This window comes from Bradyrhizobium quebecense, assembly GCF_013373795.3.
Lineage (GTDB): Bacteria > Pseudomonadota > Alphaproteobacteria > Rhizobiales > Xanthobacteraceae > Bradyrhizobium > Bradyrhizobium quebecense.
Genome location: NZ_CP088024.1, coordinates 1 through 19205, shown reverse-complemented (window position 1 = coordinate 19205; position 19205 = coordinate 1). Strand labels below are relative to the sequence as shown.

The window sequence follows — 19205 nt, the reverse complement described above, 5'->3', positions numbered from 1 at the left end:
GCCGGGACACTGCCATAGACCGCGCTCGATTTTCCTTGTCGGTGATGAGTGCGAAGCTAAGAGCGACGGTGCCCCTCGCGATGTCGATCGCTGCAAAGACCGAATGCCCCGTCGTGTGACTTGAAGCGGACACGGCCAGCATTGCTATTGTGACCGAAGCTAACGACGCGTATTTTTTGACTCAGGAGGTCAGACGATCATTGGGTTCCAGCCAGAAACTTGAAAGGCTTTTATTCGGTGTAGCTTTATCGCTGCCGCTCGGCGTGTTTCTGGCGAGCGCCTATGCTAATTTCCAGCATGGCGTTACTCTCCAAGCAATCCAGAGCTTCGATATCTTCGCAATTTGGTACGAAACGCCCTTTTACCGAGGCCACGTGACGCAGGTCTTCTACCGCGGATTGACGATTATCTGCTTCACGGCTGTCATCGCGTCCCTCATGCTGGCCGCCATAGCGCTGAAACCCCAGCACCATGGCACGGCCCGCTGGGCGCGCTTCGGTGAGATGAAAAAAGCGCGCTATATCCTACCCTATCACAGGGTTTCCGGACCAATCTTTGGCAAGACGGTGGGTCCGCGCTGGCCGGGCCAGTATCTGAGCAATGGCGAGCAGCCGCACAGCCTAGTGGTTGCGCCGACCCGCGCCGGCAAGGGTGTGGGGATTGTTATTCCTACACTGCTGACGTTCAACGGTTCGGTTCTCGCACTCGACGTTAAAGGCGAATTGTTCGAGCTGACGTCGCGCGCGCGAAAAGCCCGGGGCGACCAGATCTTTAAATTCGCCCCGATGGATCCGGGCGGCCGGACCCATAGCTACAATCCGGTTCTTGACATCGTCTGTATGCCGTCGGAGCGGCAGTTTAGCGAAGCGCGCCGCCTTGCTTACAACCTGGTCACGCCGAAAGGCAAAGGGTCGGAAGGCTTCATCGATGGCGCGAGGGATCTGTTCGCCGCCGGAGTGCTCGCTTGCATCGAGCGTGGCACGCCTACGATTGGCGCCGTCTATGACCTGTTCACCTTGCCCGGAGAAAAGTACAAGCTCTTTGCCCAGCTGGCGGAGGAGTGTCAGAACCAAGAAGCGCGCCGCATCTTTGATAACATGGCAGGAAATGACACCAAGATTCTCACATCCTACACGTCGGTCCTTGGAGATGGTGGCCTTAACCTCTGGGCGGACCCGCTAATCAAAGCGGCGACGACGCGATGCGACTTCTCGATCTACGATCTCCGCCGCGACCCCACCACAATTTATCTTTGCGTGAGCCCCAATGACCTTTTGGTGATCGCACCACTGGTCCGCCTTTTCTTTCAGCAGGTAGTGGCGGTCATGCAGCGCTCTATGCCGACCAACGATGAGACATTTGAGGTCTTGTTTCTGCTCGACGAGTTCAAGCATCTCGGCAAGCTGGAGTCAGTGGAGACGGCCGTCACCACAATCGCGGGCTACCAGGGCCGGTTCATGTTCGTGGTACAGAGCCTCTCGGCTCTAACCGGCCTGTACGAGCAGTCGGGGAGGGAGACTTTCCTCAGCAACACCGGGATTCAGGTCTTCATGGCCACGGCCGACGAGGAGACACCCATTTACATTTCCAAGGCGATTGGCGACTACACTTTCCGCGCCAAATCGAAGTCATTCACGCTAAGCCGAATGTTCGACACCAACATCCAGCTCTCGGATCAGGGAGCCAACCTAATGCGGCCTGAGCAGGTCCGCCGGATCGATGAGAACACCGAGATCGTCCTCATCAAGGGACTGCCACCGCTGCAAATGTCCAAAGTGAAATATTACTCAGACCGTATACTAAGGCGAATCTTCGAGAGCCAGACCGGCCGACTGCCGGAGCCAAAGCCGATTACTCAGCAAGTCGCCGCATCCGCTACGCCATTGCAGTGGCAGCAGAAGGGAGAAGAGATCGCCGGCACAAGCAACGGCGGGCATTTTGCCGCTAATGAAGCAGATACTTTCCCACCGGATCCCATTGCTCTCGGTCACGGCGAGAAATATCTCGATCGTGCTGATCAGGATCAGTATCGGGTCCGACATGAAGCCGAAACGTCAACTCCGCTAGAGGAAGCGCAAACTGGACCGGCCGATGAGACGGCAGCAAAGCAACCGCGCGAGCGCGAGGTCAAAGATCATACGTTCGAGCGCGCAAAAGCCTATCAGGCAGAACCGGTGCTGGAGCCGGAAGAAGGCGAGGCCGTGGCGCGCCAGCGCGCGCTGCTCAACCGGATTATCTCATTGCAGAAGCGCTCATCCTCCCAATCGGACGTGACCTGCTGACCTGCCACTGAACTTTCATCCAGCGGCAGTTAGAGTCTCGATGGTTTTGCAGCGATGTAGCGAGACCGAAGTTTGGACCAGCCAGAACTAGAGTTTTACGCTTCCATCACGGTGGCGGGCTGGTGGCGCCATCGCGGTTATCCACCGGGTAGCAGCCGAGGCTGCCGCGCTGCTCGATGGGCAACTGACAAGGCTCGGCCGCATTCCCATGACACGCAACGGCCTGGAGGCCTTCGCCAGGAAAGAGCTCACTCATGACGATCATGTGGTGGTCGAGGCGACGGGCAATGCGACGGCCGTCGTCGAGGTCTTAGCCCGTCTTATTCGTGAGCTATCGCTGAAAGTTGGCGACGGCGGGAATCGGGAAGGCGGCATATCGTGGGGGTGCTTGACGCCTCCACTTCTCCACCGAAGGAGCGATATGCCGTGTCCAAAGATAACATCATCAAGTTGATTCAGCCAGGAAACGTCGACGATCAACTCACCGAAATCTTGCGCAACGGGGCGCGTGCTCTGTTGGCCCAGGCGGTCGAGGCCGAGGTCGCGGACTTTCTCGGCAAGCATGCCGATTTGAGGACTGCGGACGGCCACCAGCGCTCGTGCGCCACGGTCACCTGCCGGAACGCGAGGTGATGACGGGTATCGGTCCGGTCGGCGTCCGCCAGCCGCGTGTACGCGATCGCGAGGCGGAGGCTACCGATCCCGACCGCATCCGGTTCTCTCCGTCGATCCTGCCGCCCTACATGCGCCGCTCGAAATCGATCGAGACGCTGCTGCCGATCCTTTACCTGAAGGGTATCTCCACCGGCGACTTCTCCGAGGCTCTGGCGGCGCTGCTCGGCAAGGATGCTGCCGGGTTGTCGGCATCGGCCGTCTGAAGGACGGTTGGCTTGACGAACACACCGCGTGGCAGAGGCGCGATCTGTCGGCGAAGCGCTACGTCTACATCTGGGCCGATGGCATCCATCTCCAAGCACGCCTCGAAGACGAAAAGCAGTGCATCCTGGTGCTGATCGGCGCGACGCCGGAAGGCCGCAAGGAACTGGTCGGCTTCACCGATGGCGCCCGCGAGAGCGCGCAGGACTGGCGCGATCTGCTGCTCGACCTGAAGCGGCGCGGGCTCGGCGTGCCGCCGCGGCTCACCATCGCCGACGGCGTGCTCGGGTTCTGGAAGGCCGCCGGCGAGGTCTGGCCGAAAACGCGCGAGCAGCGCTGCTGGGTACACAAGACCGCCAACGTGATCGCCAAGTTGCCGAAGAGCCAGCAGCCTAAAGCCAAACGCGCGTTGCAGGAGAGCTGGATGGCCGAAACCAAGGCCGCCGCCGAGCTGGCGTTCGACGCCTTCATCGAGAGCTATACGCCAAAATACGAGAAGGCGGCCGACTGCCTGAGCAAGGATCGGGACACGCTACTGGCGTTCTACGACTTCCCGGCCGAACACTGGAAACACCTGCGGACCACCAATCCCATTGAAAGCACCTTCGCTACCGTGCGCCACCGCACGATCCGATCGAAGGGCTGCCTGTCCAACAGAACGGCGCTCGCGATGGTCTTCAAACTGCTTGAGGCCGCGCAGAAAAGCCGGCGTCGTCTCGATGGCCGCAACCAGTTGCCAAAACTCGTTCTCGGTGTGACATTCAACGACGGGATCGAGGTCATCGCCAAACCGACTGACCGTCAGCCCATAACCGCCGCCGCCTGACCGGCCGCGCCGTCACCAAAATTTGGCGATAGCTCCTTATTCGTCAGAGGGCGCCGGAGAGGCTGGCGAGCGTGGTGTAAAGCGCTGATGCGGCGTAGGATTCGGTTGCAAAGCCAACCCCATCACCTTCAGCCGCGAACACCACGCCCGCCATGACCGATGATACGATTCTGCCCTTCTCGTTTCCAGCCGTTCACGCCAAGAAAGTCACAGCTGCCTTCGATGGCGGTCGGCTGACCTCGAACGGGGGCGTGATGCTTCTGGCGATGGCCGAGCGGCGTCTCGGCTTGGCCGACAATTTGGCTCGGGTGTTCCCGGATCGGCGCGATCCGACGCGGGTCGTGCACAGCCTTGTCGATATGTTCCGCGCGCGCATGTTCGCGATCTGCTGCGGCTACGAGGACGCCGACGACCTCGATCATCTGCGGTCCGATCCCGCATTCAAGCTGGCCTGCGGACGGCTGCCGGACACGGGTCGCGATCTGTGTTCCCAACCGACGCTGTCGCGGCTGGAGAATGCTCCGCGCCTTCGACGCATGGATGGATAGCTACCCGCGCGAGCCGGCATCCGTCACGCTCGACATCGATGATACCTGCGATGTCGTCCACGGCCATCAGCAGCTCTCGCTGTTCAACGCTCATTATGACGAACGCTGCTTCCTGCCGATCCACGTCTACGACACGGAGAAGAGCCGGCCCGTGGCGGTCGTGCTGCGGCCCGGCAAGACGCCGGGCGGCGTCGAGGTGCGTGCCCATCTGCGCCGCCTGATACGGCATATCCGGACGCGGTGGCACAACACGCGAATTACGTTCCGTAGCGACGGGCACTATGCCCGGCCGGAGGCACCGGAGGCAATGGCGTGGTGCGAGACCAACGGCATCGACTACATCTTCGGTCTGTCCGGCACCAAGCCGCTCGCCAGAAAAGTCGACGAGGCCGCCGACGACATCCGCACCCGACGCGCCATCGAGAACCTGCCGGTTCTGCGTGGCTATACCGAGACGCGCCACAAGGCAAAGTCCTGGGATCGCGAACGACGTACCGTCGCCCGTATTGAGGCGACGATGCTCGGCCTCGACATCCGTTTCGTCGTCACCAGCCTCGATGTCGGCTCGGCCGAGTGGATCTACGACAGCCTGTATTGCGCGCGCGGCCAAGCCGAGAATCTGATCAAGCTGCATAAGACGCAGCTCGCCTCCGACCGCACCAGCTGCCGTTCGGCGCTCGCCAATCAAGTCCGCCTCGTTCTCGACACCGCCGCTTATTGGCTGATGCTGACCGTGCGCGACGCGATTCCCAAAGACCGGGAATTGGCCACAGCCGAGTTCGCGACGCTGCGTCTTCGTCTCTTGAAACTCGCTGCCCGTGTCGTCGAGACCACGAGCCGCATTCGCCTTGCGTTTGCCGCGGCATGTCCCGAAGCCGACCTGATCCGCGGCTTGCCAGGCGCGCTGCTGCCGCTCGGTCCTTGACCGGCGGGGCGTCCGCCCCCTGTGCGCCCAACCTACACCTCAAGCGCGTTGCAAAGTACCGGTCATCAGGCGGTGAAAAGCCGAAGGCAATCCCGCGCGCCTCGTCAGAGCAAATGTGCGGCCACATCAATCGGACTAAAAAACGCACTCTCACGAATAGGACGGGCTAGTTGGCCACTGTCATTGCCGTCATTTACCACCTGGCTGGCGACGATCAGCTTGTGTTTTCCGTCGAAAGCGAGCTGCACATTATATCCGGCAATTGTGTGACCGCCCTCCGTCAGGAGGCGAGCATCGGCTGTCGGTTCGCGACAGCTGCAGCTCACCGTTCTCCCCAAACGATCGAGATACGCCGTAGTGCGGGTTCTTCTCGCCATCAGTGTTGCCAGCTTTTCGGCTGTCGGTAGACAAAAGCCGCGCAGATGCCCTCGTCGATCGATTGCAGCGAAATACGAGAGCTACACGCAGAGGAAGCTGCGGAGCGCTTCAAGGCAATCGAACGTGACATAGAAGCCTATGCAGACGCACTGCGGCCAAGTGTAGCAAGATCAAGGTTGGCTACGTAGGCGTCATTGCGCGCACCGGGTTAATAGCACCGACGTAGTCTCGATACGCGGTGGCAGGAGGATGGTCTGCTCGCGGCATGAACGCCTTTGAATGCGCGATCGTTATGCGAACGATCGTACGCCAACGGGCGCCGAAGAGTCCTTGCCCAATCTCCGCCGCGTTGTCCACCCAAGCACCACAGGATCTCATAATGAGCGCCACCTACAGAAGTCAAAGAAGAGATCTAAGTATTGATTGATACTCTAGGAATCTTCTCGCATTCGCAACTTTGCCGTAAATGGCGTCTTCTTGGTAGAATGCTAGCGGTTGAACGCCCATCGGAGGTTCTGATTTCTGCGCAAGTGCAAACCGTAAAGACTTTCACGCAAACGCGATCGGGACAGTCAGGTGGGGGCTGAGCTGAAACTGGAACTCAAATGTCGGCGGGCTTTGCGAATGGCACGGAACCGCCACCGCACCAGAAAACCTCTCGCGCTTTGCTTGTTCGTGCGTTTTTCCAAGGTTCAGTTTCGAAGAGATCTGGTTGGGACGACTGCATATTCTTCGTCAGGCGAACGTAATAGCCATGGCAAGCCAGGAATCTCGAAGCGCCGGCGCCAATCGAGTGTCGCAGCGAGATCAAGTCCAGTATTGCGCGACAGCGGGGGCGCCCAACCCAACGAGAACGTTCGGATCGCATTCACAAGTGCCGGCTCTCTCGACAGAATGAGAAATGTAGTTAGTCTAATTGTCGAGTCGGCGAAGGCTTTGCCCAACCATTCGTCAACGGAGTCCTCTTCTGGGCCGAATGAGAGTTACTAGATGTATGAATGTAACCCGATCGCTCCTTTCGGGCCGGCTCGTCTGTCCCTTGCCACCATTGGAAACTGCCGCGAAGTGGGTGGCTTTCGGGGCAGCAAGTCAGTTAACAAGTGGCAGGTGTTCCGAGATATTTGTGCGGCACGATCCGAACTTAATGTATCCGATCGCGCGCTCACAATCCTCAGCGCGCTGTTGAGTTTCCATCCCGGGACAGTTCTCGTCGCAGGCTGCCGCAAGCCCGTGGTGTATCCATCGAATCGCCGGCTTACTATGCGGGCACACGGGGTCGCACCCTCCACGCTCCGCCGCCATCTCGCTTCCTTGGTCAAGCTGGGGCTTCTCGTGCGGCGGGACAGTCCGAACGGCAAGCGCTACGTCCGACGTGATGCAAACGGCGCGTCGGTCCAAGCATTTGGGTTTGATCTCAGCCCTCTCATCACACGGGCGGAGGAGTTTGCGCAATTGGCAGATCATATTTCCAAACAGCGCGAGGCCCTCAGGGCTTTACGTGAGGAAGCGACCCTCGCACGCCGCGACATCGTCAAGATGATCGCGGTGTGTGCCGAAGAGGGAGTGAAAGCCGATTGGCCAGCGATCCATCTGCAGTTGCAGGAGGTCGTGCGGCCTCTTCCTCGCCGTGCTTCTCGCGAGGCTCTGGAGAGCGTCGTGCAGAAGCGTTGGGCTCTTGCCGCAGCCATTGTCGCAATTCTGCAGCGGCATACAGAGACGATTAAGGGCGAAAGATTGGCCATCACCGATATCCCTCCTCTGGCCGTCCAAGAAGAGTCGCCCGCTGAAACTCCCACCATACCTATCCCGAACGGGAAGACCCAATCAATCACGATTCCCCTTCGGTGCGTCGTGGAGGCTTGTCCGGATTTCGCAGATTATGCCGCCGGCAATATCCTGACGATCCAGGATATGATCGCCACAGCGAGTCTCGTTAGACCGCTGCTCGGTGTTAGTTGGAGCGCTTGGCGCGAGGCCTGCTCGGTGATGGGAGAGGTACAGGCCAGTGCTACGCTTGCCGCGATCCTGCAACGGGGTGACTCCATCAAAAACGCTGGTGGATATTTGCGAACCTTGACGCAACGAGCAGCTGCTGGGGCGTTTTCAATTTGGTCAATGCTGATGGTCTTGAAAACATCCCGCTGTAGGCAGGAAACCACCTATGCCGCTGCGGTCGCCCCTCCTTCTGGGAACGAGAGCCGTTTCTGCCCTCAATCGGTCCTCGTGCGAGGACCGCGAGTGGTCAGCCTCATACATCGTGCTTCCGCGGAAAAACTCGCCAGAGAGCCGGTCCAGTAAATCTGAACAGCGCGAGAAATGGGAGTTTCTACCTAACGGCGGCAAGATCGAACGTATCCGTCCGAGCTAACTTACCATTACCCACATCTTTTGAGGTGCACTGAGCCGAAAAACTTGAGTCGCTAGAATCGCTTGTGATTCTTTGATGGGCACCTGATTCGAGAAGAGGTGCTCTAGGTCGTGTGGACACTTACCGCATCCAAAGGACGATGGCTGCGAGAGTGACGACGGCTAGGTAATTTCGGGCGGTCTTTTCGAAGCGGGTTGCGACGCGGCGGAACTGCTTGAGCTTTGAGAAGCAGCATTCGACGAGGTGACGCTGGGCATAGAGGTGCTTGTCCAGCGGGTATTTGAGTGCGCGTGATGGGTTGTTGGGGATGACGGCGAGCGCGCCCTTGGCGGCGATGGCTTGGCGCAAATGATCGGCGTCATAGGCCGTATCGGCCATGACGACCTCGGCAGGTAGTCCCTCGATCAATGCGGCAGCTTGCGGTGCATCGCCCTTCTGGCCTGCGGTCAGCGCGAACCGTACGGGACATCCAAGCCACGAACGGCCATATGTATCTTGGTGCTCAGGCCACCGCGCGAGCGGCCGATCGCCTGATCTTCAGACCCCCTTTTTTGGCCCCGGCGGCGTGCTGATGCGCCCGGACGATGGTGGAATCGACGATCAAATATTCGAAGTCCGGATCATCGGACATCGCCTCGAAGATCCGCCACCAGACGCCCTTGATGCTCCATCGACTGAAGCGCCGGAACACGCTGTTCCAATCCCCGAACGCCTCCGGGAGATCACGCCAGGGAGAGCCCGTGCGAACAATCCAAAGTACACCTTCCACGAACATCCGATTGTCGCGCCAAGTGGAGCCCTTCTGGTCGGGGCGACCTATGATCAGCGGCGCCATCCGCTCCCAAGCCGCGTCGCTCAATACCAAACGGTCCATCACACCCAAGACTGCCTCCCCAAAAACAGTCTTGAATCTGACTCGCGCCGTTTTGGGAATCTGGAGGGTTCTGTGAGGTCGCGCTCACGCGAGGGCGCGGCAGGCGCTTATGACGCGACCTCATTGAAGCCGGATTGAACGAAGGCGCGGGAGGCTATTCGCGGTTTTGCAGCTATGGGGATTGTTCGAGATCGCCATGCCCGATCTGCTGGCTCGGCGCGTGAGGCAGAGACACAGGAGTGCGCATCCTGGAAGAGTTGAGATCAGACGCGCTTCGCCTGAGATCGCGATAGGCCTTTTGCTGCATCGGACGGTTGTTGTCGCGCAGTGTGACAGCACGGATTCGACATCGTCCGCGATGATCGAGACGCTGGGAGCGAAATGACGAATGATGATCGTCGTGCACGACATGACTTGGCTCACGATGTGTCGCATCGGAACGGTGATGTTCGAGGGCTGGGGCGTCTGAAGCTATGTCGAAAGCGCTCAATGATGCGCATGACGCCACCACAATCGGGACAGGCAGGAACCTCGGCCCAGGTTTGAGCCTCCGAATCCACAGGCGACGGCTGGCCATCGTTTGGGGCTGTTCGCTCATGATCGAGAAGTTCGCGGCAAAGGGCGAGCTTGGCAGCGCGATGGCGGTTGGCCATGAAGCCGAAGTGGCGGATGCGGTGGAAGCCGTCAGGCAGCGTATGAAGCAGGAAACGGCGAATGAACTCATCGGGCTTGAGATTCATGATCTTTGTCGCGCTGTTTTGGCGATAGTCCTTCCATGAGAAGGCGACATGATCGTCGTCGAGTGCGACGAGCCGGCTGTTGGCGATCGCGACGCGATGGGTGTAGCGGCCGAGATAGGCCAGGACCTGTGCGGGTCCGCCGAAGGGCCGCTTGGCGTAAACAACCCAGTTGATGCGTCGCATGGCGTCGAGGTGGGCCGCAAAGGCAGCCGGCTCGGCCAGAGCTCCGAGATCGCCGAAGAAACGGAAGGCACCGGAGTTGAAGGCTGCCGACAGACGTTTGAGAAAAAGTGTGCGAAATAGTCTGGACAACGGTTTGACGGCCAGGAAGAAGTTCGGTCGGCAAGCGGTCCAGCGCGCGCCATCGGGCGAGAGGCCGCCACCCGGAACGACGCAATGGACGTGGGGATGATGCATCAGCGTCTGTCCCCAGGTGTGGAGGACGGCGACGCCGCCGATCGCACCGCCGAGCCGGCGTGGATTGGCGGCGAGCGTCGTCATCGCCTCGGCGGCAGCCTTGAACAGGATGGCATAGACGACGGCCTTGTTCTGGAAAGCGATCGCGGCGATCGGTGCGGGAAGTGTAAAGACGACGTGGAAATAGGGAACCGGAAGCAGGTCGGCTTGACGCGCGGCGAGCCACGCGGCTCGGGCTCTCCCCTGACACTTCGGACAGTGCCGATTGCGGCAGGAATTATAGGCAACGCGTGTCGTGCCGCAGTCGTCGCAAGCCTGCATGTGGCCGCCGAGCGCCTCGGTCCGGCACGCAACGATCGCGCTCATCACGCGCCGCTCGACCCGCCCCAGATGACCGGCATGTACACGGCGATAGGCGTCGCCATGCCGGCACAGAATATCGGCAATCTCGATGGCGGGCCTGTTGGAGCGGATGTCGGAGCGGGTCATGACCCGCATCCCGCTGCGGGTCATCCAGGTGGCGTCACCTCCAGCGACAGGCGATCGAGCGGGCTCTGCGTCGCTCGGATCGTATCGGTGGCGACCTGCGTGTAGCGCGCTGTCGACGACAAATTATTGTGCCCGAGCAAGACCTGGATGATCCGGATATCGGTTCCGTTCTCGAGAAGATGTGTCGCGAAGCTGTGGCGCAGCGTGTGCAGCGTGACGCGCTTGGTCAGGCCCGCAGCCTTCACCGCCGACCGGCAGGCGGCATGCAGCACGGTCTGATCGATCGGATGATCTTCGTCACGACCAGGGAACAGATAAAGCCGCGGCCGGGCGAGCCGCCAGTAGGTGCGCAGGATGCCCAGCAGCTGGGGCGACAGCATCACGTTGCGATCCTTCGCGCCCTTGCCGTGGCGCACCTGGATGACGCCGCGGGCGCTGTCGATGTCTTCGATCCGCAGTCCCGCAACCTCCGAGGCCCTGAGCCCGGCCGCATAGGCGGTGGTGAGCGCGGCGCGGCTCTTCAGGCTCGATACCGCTTCAAGAAACTGAACCACTTCGTCGGCGCTGAGAACGACCGGCAGCTTGCGCGGTTCTCGCGCATAGGGAATGCGCTCTGGGATGAGCGCCTCGCCGAGCGTGACGCCGTAGAAAAACCGTAGCGCACAGACGATCTGGTTCAGCGCCGGCCATGAGATGCCGGTCGAGACCAAATGCACCTGGAAGGCGCGGACGTCTTCCAGCTCTAACCGGTCAGGCGATCGGCCAAAATAGCGGCTGAACTTCGAAACCGCGCTGATGTAGGATCTTTGCGTCGCCGGCGACAGATTGCGGACGGTCATGTCTTCGATCAGGCGGCGGCGAAGAGGGCTCAAATCGGCCATCTCGATACTCCTGTCTGAGGGGGTGGGCTCCAACACCCACATCCTCTCAGCCAGGAGGCGATCTATGCCACCTTGCCCCCTACGCCGCGGCAGCGGCTTAGTTCAATCCTTAGAGTCCACACTACCTAGCCCGTCTTATTCATCAGCGGCTTGTTGAGAGGCTGGCGAGCGTGGCGTAAGCCGCTGAGATGGCGTAGGATTCGGTTGCTGACACCCACCCTCCGCGCATCCGGGCCGCCACACTCGCCATGACCGACGATACGAGTCTGCCGTTCTCATTTCCAGCCGTTTCCCACAAGAAGATCACAGCCTCGTTCGACGGCGGCAAGCTGACGTCGGATGGCGGCGTCATGCTTCTGGCCATGGCGGACCGGCGCCTCGGCTTGGCCGCGAAGTTGTCCTGCGTATTCCCCGAGCGGCGCGATCCGGGACGCATCGTGCACAGCCTTGCGGATATGATCCGCGCCCGCATCTTCGCCATCGCGTGTGGCTACGAGGATGGCAATGATCTCGATCGTTTACGCGGCGATCCGGCGTTCAAGCTGGCTTGCGGCCGACTGCCGGACACTGGCCGGGATCTGTGTTCGCAGCCGACCCTATCGCGCCTGGAGAATGCACCACACCTGCGCGAGGTGATCCGGCTGAGCTCTGTGCTGGTTGACCTATGGATGGACAGCTACGCGCGAGCGCCGAGCGCAATCACGCTCGACATCGACGACACGGTCGACGTGGTGCATGGCCGTCAGCAACTCTCGCTGTTCAACGCCCATTATGATGAACACTGCTTCCTGCCGATCCACGTCTACGACACCGAGCACAGCCGGCCTGTTGCGGTCATCCTGCGCCCCGGCAAGACGCCGAGCGGCCGCGAGGTGCGGGCACACCTGCGCCGCCTGGTTCGGCGCATTCGCCGGCGCTGGCCCGATACGCGTATCACCTTCCGCGGCGACAGCCATTACGCCGGCCCCGAGGCGATGACTTTTTGCGAGCAAAACGGCGTCGATTACATCTTCGCGCTAGCCGGCACGAAGCCGCTCGCCAGAAAGGTCGACGAGGTCTGTGATGCATTTCGAACCGAACGTGCGATCGAGAACAAGATCGTGGTTCGCGGCTACACCGAGACCTGCCACGCGGCCGGCTCCTGGCATCGTGAGCGCCGCGTCGTCGCCCGCATCGAGGCAACCCAACAAGGGCTCGACGTCCGCTACGTCGTCACCAGCCTGGATATCGGCTCGGCTGAGTGGATCTATGACAGCCTCTATTGCGCTCGCGGACAGGCCGAGAACCTGATCAAGCTGCACAAGACCCAGCTCGCCTCCGATCGCACCAGTTGCCGCTCGGCGCTCGCCAACCAGGTCCGCCTCGTCTTCCACACCGCCGCCTATTGGCTCATCCTCGCCGTGCGCGATGCCATCCCAAAGCCGCGCGATCTGGCAACGGCCGAGTTCAACACGATCAGGCTCAGGCTTCTCAAGATCGCAGCCCGCGTCATCGAGACCGCCACCCGCGTCCGTCTCGCCTTCGCTGCGGCGTGCCCCGACGCCGACCTGTTCCGCGGCTTGGTAAACGCTCTGGTCCCGCAAGCACCCTGACGCGCGGGGCATGAGCCCCCGGTCACCCCGCTGCCGTCCTCCAACGCGTTCACGAAGTCGGGTCGAAAAGCGGCGAAAAAGCCGAAGCGTTCGCGCGCGCCTTCACCCCGACCGGAAATGTTCCAGCTGCCCCGCCCGGCAATCATGAATAAGACGGGCTAGAGATCTGGATGGCCGAAACCAAGGCCGCCGCCGAGCTGGCGTTCGACGCCTTCATCGAGAGCTACACGCCCAAATACGAGAAGGCGGCCGACTGCCAGAGCAAGGATCGGGACACGCTACTGGCGTTCTACGACTTCCCGGCCGAACACTGGAAACACCGTACGCATACGACGGAGGCCGCCTGATTGACGCATGCGCGCGGGCACGGCGAGGTCTATGATGGCATTGGGTGAAGGGTGAAGGTCAGGCGGCCTGCTGATTGGCTGGCTTGTCGGCCTGGCGCAGGAGCTTCCATTCCCAGGGCAAGAGCTCGTGCAGACGCGATGCGGGATGATCGGCGATACGGGCCAGGACGTCGGCGAGCCAGGCCTTGGGATCGACGTCGTTGAGGCGACAGGTCGTGATCATCGTCAGCATGATGGCGGCACGGTCGGCGCCGCGCTGGCTGCCGGCGAAGGTCCAGTTGCGCCTTCCCAAGGCGATGCCTCTCAATGCGCGCTCAGCGCAATTGTTGGTCAAGCAGATCCTGCCGTCGTCGAGGAAGCGGGCGAAGCCGTCCCAGCGCCTGAGCATGTAGTTAATCGGCTTCAGGACCTCGGAGGAACGCGAGAGGGTTTCGCGCTCGCGGAGCAGCCAGGCATGCATGTCCTCGAGAAGTGACTTACTCTGTTCCTGGCGAGCGGCACGCCGCTCGCCGGCACCGCGGCCGTTGATGGCGCGCTCGATCTCGAACAACGTATCGAGGCGTCTGACAGCCTCCAGCGCGATCGGGGAGACCGGTTTGCCTTTCTTGCCTTCCCGAGCATTTTTCTCGATATCAGCCAGCTCGAAGAAGCCCCGCCGCGCATGGGCCACGCAAAACGCCGGCGTAATCGGCAGCGCCTTCTTCTGCGGGGCGAACAGCGGCTCGAAGCCGCTGTAGCAATCCGCCTGCAAGATGCCGGCGAAGGCGGCCAGATGTCTCTGTGGATGCTCGCCTCGTCGGTCGCTCGAGGCGTAATAGACCGCTGCCGGCGGCGCAGGCCCGGCGAACGGCCGGTCATCCCGCACATAAGTCCAGATCCGCCCGGTCGTGCACTTGCCCTTCGCCAGAATACGGATGGTGGTGTCGTCGCCATGAAGGCGCTCGGCAGCGAGCACGTGGCGTTCGATCAAGTGGAAGAGCGGCATGACGGCGAAGGTCCCGTGGCCGACCTGGTCGGCCAGCGTCGACAACGGCAGGTCGATCCCCTCGGCCTTAAAGCGCGCACTCTGGCGGTTGAGCGGGATATGCATGCCGAACTTGTCGAACAGGATCGTTGCCAGCAATTGTGGGCCGATGAAGCCGCGCGGCGTGGCATGGAACGGCGCGGGCGGCTGGCTGATCTTCTCGCAATCGCGGCAGGTGAACTTCTCGCGTACCGTCTCGATCAGCTTGAAGCGGCGCGGGATCTCCTCCAGCGTCTTGGTCACATCCTCACCGATCTTCGCCAGCCGCGATCCACCGCAGCAGGCGCAGGTCGTTGGAGTCTCAATGACGACGCGCTCGCGTTCGATATCGTCAGGCCATGGCTTGCGCACCGGCCGCTTGCGCATGAAGGGGCGGACGTTCTGCGTCTTCGCCGCTGCGGCCTGTGCGGCAAGCTCATCCTCGCTCGCCGTGGTGACGAGTTCTTCGAGCTCCAACTCCAACTGCTCGAGCAGCCGTGCCGAGCGCTCGGATCGCTGCCCGTGCAGTTCGCGTTTCAGCTTCTCGATGCGCAACTCGAGATGAGCGATCAGCGCCTCGGTATCCGACAGTTTCGCCTGCGCATTCGCGGCTTGCGCCTGCCAGTTGGCGGCCTTCGCCTCGGCTTTCTGTCGCGCCTCACGCTCGGCCTGCAGCGCCGCCAGGGCACTGACAAGGTCCGATGGAAGATCATCCGGCTTCGATATCATGGAGCCATTGAATCAGATCGAGCAGCAGATTCAAACCGTAAAACGACTATCCGACCCGCGTCGGACGCTGGGTTTCTTGAGGGTTGCGCCAATCGATCCCGGACAACAGATAGCTCAACTGCGCCGGAGAGATCGTTACCGATTCACCAGCAACCGATGGCCAGATGAACCTGCCTCTCTCGAGTCTTTTGGTGAACAAGCAGGCGCCCTGGCCATCGTGCCAAATGACCTTCAATAGATCACCGCGTTTGCCCCGGAAGCAGAAAAGACCGCCGCCCATGGCGTCGCGCTTGAGCACTTCCTGCACGCGCAGAGCCAGACTCGGAAAGCCGCACCGCATGTCGGTATGGCCCGTCGCCAGCCACACCCGCACGCCCGTCGGGATCGGGATCATCGGCGCGCCAGGCCCCGAGCAATTCGAACGACCGCCTCGATATCCGCACCGGGGCCGAAGACCACGCGCAGCCCCTGAGGGCTCACGATTTCGATCTGACCTGTCTCGACAGCTTCCGTCGTTGGCGGCGTACTTGCCGCAACTATCGCAGGGACGAATGTCGGGCCGATCGAATCCTCTTCGGCCGGATCATGACAGGTCCAAGCCTTGCGCCAGCTCAGCAGAAGCTGACGTGATATCCCATACCGGCGAGCCGTCGCCGACACCAGTCGTGGCCCCGAGAAGCTCTCCTCTACGATTCTGAGCTTCTCCGCACGCGTCCAGCGTCGCCGCCGACCGGTCTCCACCAAATCCATGCGGCTCAGCACCGCACTGTCCTTATGTCCGTCCATAAGGACGTAAACGGTGCGAGAGGGCCACGACTTGGCGCGGACGGCCTACGCACCGCGCTTGAAGCGTATAGGCATCCAGAACTGCCGCAGGGCCTCAACGGCTACGGGAATGTCGCGCCGGACGTTTTGAGCGACGGGCAGCGTTCCCAGCGTGTGCCGGGCCGGGGGTAGCAAGGGCCGACCGGCGTCGTCGATGCAATGGACCAAGATCGGCCGCAGCATAAGGTGTTCGGTTCCGTTCGGGGAGAGAAGCCGCGACCAGACGAGAAGCCGAAGCTTCATGACGGCGTAGAAGCCCATGCACCAGGGCTGCGGGTCGACTTCGCCGTCCGGTGATCGCACGAACAGCGGCTCGAAGCTCTCCGGTCCCGTCGACAGCGTCTCGCTGATTGCGTTGTGGCGCATCAGCGTGGCGGCGATCGCCGAGAACTCCTCGGTGTCGTGATTGAAGGCGTCGGGATCTACGCCGAGGAGCGGGCACACCCATTCCTCGGACGCCATCGAGACCGGCCCGGCAACGACCGCGGCCACCGCGCCGTCGAGCATGGAGAGCGACGTCGCCCGCGGATGCCGAAGCGTCGGCGACCTGGCGCGCTCGCTGATCCATTGCCCGAGCCGTTCGAACGACATGGCATAGTCCGCCATCGTCGTCTTGGCCCGTTTTCCTCGCCGTTGCTTCGGCTTCGTCATGCCACGGCCCGCTTTTCGGCTTCGCGTGCGGCCTTCCAGTTCCAGGCCAGAAGTTCGTGCAGCTGGTTGGTCTTCGTGGCGCCGCTCACCATGCGATCGAGAACGTCGATGAGATACGCCTCGGGGTCGAGACCATTCAATTTCGCTGTGTTAAGAAGCGAAGCGAGTATCGCCCAAGTCTCGCCCCCGCCTTCGTCACCACTGAACAACGAGTTCTTTTTTCCGATCGCAATGGGCCTGATCGATCGCTCGACCGTGTTGGTGTCCGGCTCGAGCCGCCCGTCATCCAGGAACGCCGTCAGGCCCTGCCAGCGTTCGAGCATGTAGTCGATCGCCTTGATGAGCGTCGAGCGGCGGGAGATCCCGTCCTTCACCGCGATCAGACGGATCCTCAACGCTTCCATCAGCGGCTTCGTCTCGGCCTGTCGCGTCGCGCGGCGTTCCCCGGCGTCGAGACCGCGGATCCTCTCCTCGATCGCGTAGACGGCCGCAATGCGCTCGATGACCTCCGCGGCGAAGGGTGAGTTCGTCGTCTTGTGCACCCTCACGAAGTTGCGGCGCGCGTGAACGAGACAATACGCCAGCTGGATCTGGCCCGACATCTTCGCATCGCCCGCCAGCGAGGCGTAGGCGGCATAGCCGTCGACTTGCAGCACGCCTTCGAAGCCGGCCAACTGCGCCACGATCTCCTTCTTGCCGCGACCACCTGCGAACACGTAGGCGACCGCCGGCGGCGCCGGCCCCTTCCACGCCCGATCGTCCGTCGCGTGCGCCCAGAACTGGCAGATCCTCGTGCGGCCGCGTCCCGGATCGAGCACTGGCATCGGCGTCTCGTCGCAGAACAGCCGCTCGAAGCCGTGCATAGTCTTCAGTTGCAGATCGTAGAGGCCCCTGACCAGCCACGCCGCGCTCCCCATCCAGCGCGCCAGCGTCTGACGGTCGACGACGACACCCTGACCCGCCAGGATCTGCGTCTGGCGGTAGAGCGTCGATTGCCAGGCATATTTGGCCGCGGCGATATGCGCGATCAGCGCCGTCGTCGCCATGCCGCCCTCGACGAGCCGCGCCGGTGCCGGGGCCTGGACAATCGCGCCCTCACAGGAGCGGCAGGCGTATTTTGGACGGATCGTGCGGAGCACACGCAGCCACCCGATCGAGCGCTTCGCTGCTCTCCTCGCCGATCCGATGCATCTGACCCGTGCAGCACGGGCACCGCGTGGACGCCGGCTCGATCACCCGCTCGATCCGGGGCAGATGCGCCGGCAGTGCGCCGATGTTGCGCCTCGCTTTGCGCCGCTTCGGTCTCGGCGCGTCCGGTTTGTCGTCATTGGCCGGGAGCTGTGAGCCGGCGGTCGGTTCCAGATCAAACGCGATCTGTTCGGCGCAGACGATCGCCGAGCGCTCCGATCGTGCGCCGAAGATCAGGCTCTTCAACGTGGCGATCTCTGCGCGCAGATCATCGTTCTCGCCTTCGAAAGCCAACACCATCTCGGCAAGAGCTGCAGGGTCACAGGGGAGATCTTCGGGGCGAAGCGCCATATCGCAGAGCTACACGAACACACTCACAATCGCCAGCAAAACAAGACGCGTCAGGCAACCTTCGTCGGCCGCTTCGTCACCTTGGGGACCACACGCGACCACTCCGCAAGACCTTCAATCAGCATCGCCAGTTGCGCCCCCGTTACCGGCATCGTACCCTCGTGAACAGGTGGCCAGGCGAAGCCCCCATTCTCCAGCCACTTCGTCGCTAGAACCATTCCCGAGCCGTCAAAAACCAGTAACTTCAAACGATCCGATCGCTTCGATCGGAAGACATAAACGTCACCGCTGTAGGGCTTGCCGCCCAATCCCTCCGCTACCAGCGCGACAAGGCCATGAACGCCTTTACGAAAGTCAATCGGCTGCGTCGCGACGAACACACGGACCATTGGACCGAAAGAGATCATCGCGTCGATCTCACCGCCGCCAGCACGCGCTCCAGCGTCGCAGTGTCGACGCGGACAGGCACGCGCACCGTCGCGCCCGCGATCATCACCTCGATCCGCTCGGCCGGCCCCGTCAGAACATGCGCCTTATCGATCGCGTTCGGCTGCGCCTCGACGGCGGCGTCGAGCCTGACTTGCACGAACTGCGGCGCTTCGCTCGACGCGAGCCGCGCCTGGCGCCGCCACACACTGAGCAGTCCCCGGTTCACCCCGTTGCGTCGAGCCACCTCGGAAATGCTCGTCTCCGGATCGGCGCTCTCGGCCACGATCCGCGCCTTCTCCGCATCGCTCCAACTGCGCCGTCGCCTTTCCCCTGTGATCACCTCGATCCGTTGATAGGAGGCGGCATCATGCCTGTCTTGATGTCTGTCTTGATGCATGGAACGAGCGTCCCTCGCGTTGTCAAATCCACGCGCGAGTCTCGCTCATCCCGTCCACTTAAACGAGGTGGGGTTGTCGTACCGCTATC

Annotated in this window: 11 protein-coding genes and 6 pseudogenes; 7 read left to right on the top strand and 10 right to left on the bottom strand. The window is 61.8% G+C overall.

The genetic code is table 11. The features are described from left to right. The first annotated feature begins 200 nt into the window (after nucleotides 1-200). From virD4 to repC, 5 genes and pseudogenes are all read left to right on the top strand, one after another. On the top strand, nucleotides 201-2282 hold the full coding sequence (gene virD4 / locus HU230_RS42380; protein ID WP_176535389.1) for a type IV secretion system ATPase VirD4: 2082 nt from the start codon (nucleotides 201-203) through the stop codon (nucleotides 2280-2282). A gap of 130 nt (nucleotides 2283-2412) precedes the next feature. Next, nucleotides 2413-2595 (top strand): annotated as a pseudogene (locus tag HU230_RS42375) (IS110 family RNA-guided transposase); the annotation flags it as partial. A 113-nt stretch (nucleotides 2596-2708) separates the two neighbouring features. Then, nucleotides 2709-3984, top strand: a pseudogene (locus HU230_RS42370) (IS256 family transposase). 152 nt (nucleotides 3985-4136) lie between these two features. Then, nucleotides 4137-5457, top strand: a pseudogene (locus HU230_RS42365) (IS1380 family transposase). A gap of 1368 nt (nucleotides 5458-6825) precedes the next feature. Next, complete coding sequence (gene repC, locus HU230_RS42360) at nucleotides 6826-8133, top strand: plasmid replication protein RepC (protein WP_176535363.1); 1308 nt, start codon at nucleotides 6826-6828, stop codon at nucleotides 8131-8133. 190 nt (nucleotides 8134-8323) lie between these two features. Here the strand turns inward: repC and HU230_RS42355 are convergent. From HU230_RS42355 to HU230_RS42345, 3 genes and pseudogenes are all read right to left on the bottom strand, one after another. Further along, a pseudogene (locus tag HU230_RS42355) lies at nucleotides 8324-9086 on the bottom strand (IS5 family transposase). A gap of 410 nt (nucleotides 9087-9496) precedes the next feature. Then, nucleotides 9497-10723 (bottom strand): IS91 family transposase, encoded by a 1227-nt coding sequence (locus HU230_RS42350; RefSeq protein ID WP_176535361.1) that lies wholly within the window; start codon nucleotides 10721-10723, stop codon nucleotides 9497-9499. 20 nt (nucleotides 10724-10743) lie between these two features. Continuing rightward, complete coding sequence (locus HU230_RS42345) at nucleotides 10744-11604, bottom strand: tyrosine-type recombinase/integrase (RefSeq protein ID WP_176534546.1); 861 nt, start codon at nucleotides 11602-11604, stop codon at nucleotides 10744-10746. Between the two features lie 248 nt (nucleotides 11605-11852). Between HU230_RS42345 and HU230_RS42340 the strand changes: the two genes are divergently transcribed. Together HU230_RS42340 and HU230_RS42335 are read left to right on the top strand one after the other, a co-directional pair. Next, on the top strand, nucleotides 11853-13196 hold the full coding sequence (locus HU230_RS42340) for an IS1380 family transposase (protein ID WP_176530435.1): 1344 nt from the start codon (nucleotides 11853-11855) through the stop codon (nucleotides 13194-13196). A gap of 161 nt (nucleotides 13197-13357) precedes the next feature. Beyond that, nucleotides 13358-13516 (top strand): annotated as a pseudogene (locus HU230_RS42335) (transposase); the annotation flags it as partial. Between the two features lie 85 nt (nucleotides 13517-13601). On the opposite strand, the gene tnpC (HU230_RS42330) reads toward HU230_RS42335, so the two are convergent. From tnpC (HU230_RS42330) to tnpA (HU230_RS43775), 7 genes and pseudogenes are all read right to left on the bottom strand, one after another. Beyond that, the gene (gene tnpC / locus HU230_RS42330) at nucleotides 13602-15275 is read right to left on the bottom strand and encodes an IS66 family transposase (protein WP_176535359.1); all 1674 of its coding nucleotides are present in this window, start codon (nucleotides 15273-15275) and stop codon (nucleotides 13602-13604) included. A gap of 46 nt (nucleotides 15276-15321) precedes the next feature. Beyond that, on the bottom strand, nucleotides 15322-15669 hold the full coding sequence (gene tnpB, locus HU230_RS42325; protein WP_063676425.1) for an IS66 family insertion sequence element accessory protein TnpB: 348 nt from the start codon (nucleotides 15667-15669) through the stop codon (nucleotides 15322-15324). Further along, on the bottom strand, nucleotides 15666-16037 hold the full coding sequence (gene tnpA / locus HU230_RS42320; protein WP_224944400.1) for an IS66-like element accessory protein TnpA: 372 nt from the start codon (nucleotides 16035-16037) through the stop codon (nucleotides 15666-15668). Before tnpA (HU230_RS42320) ends, tnpB (HU230_RS42325) begins: the two co-directional genes overlap by 4 nt. A 69-nt stretch (nucleotides 16038-16106) precedes the next feature. Then, nucleotides 16107-16751 (bottom strand): UPF0149 family protein, encoded by a 645-nt coding sequence (locus HU230_RS42315; protein ID WP_224943706.1) that lies wholly within the window; start codon nucleotides 16749-16751, stop codon nucleotides 16107-16109. After that, a pseudogene (gene tnpC / locus HU230_RS42310) lies at nucleotides 16748-18290 on the bottom strand (IS66 family transposase). The gene HU230_RS42315 and the pseudogene tnpC (HU230_RS42310) overlap by 4 nt, the downstream one beginning before the upstream one ends. A 50-nt stretch (nucleotides 18291-18340) precedes the next feature. Then, the gene (gene tnpB, locus HU230_RS42305) at nucleotides 18341-18697 is read right to left on the bottom strand and encodes an IS66 family insertion sequence element accessory protein TnpB (RefSeq protein ID WP_176528770.1); all 357 of its coding nucleotides are present in this window, start codon (nucleotides 18695-18697) and stop codon (nucleotides 18341-18343) included. After that, nucleotides 18694-19116 (bottom strand): IS66-like element accessory protein TnpA, encoded by a 423-nt coding sequence (tnpA, locus tag HU230_RS43775; RefSeq protein WP_176528769.1) that lies wholly within the window; start codon nucleotides 19114-19116, stop codon nucleotides 18694-18696. Before tnpA (HU230_RS43775) ends, tnpB (HU230_RS42305) begins: the two co-directional genes overlap by 4 nt. Nucleotides 19117-19205: the final 89 nt, after the last annotated feature.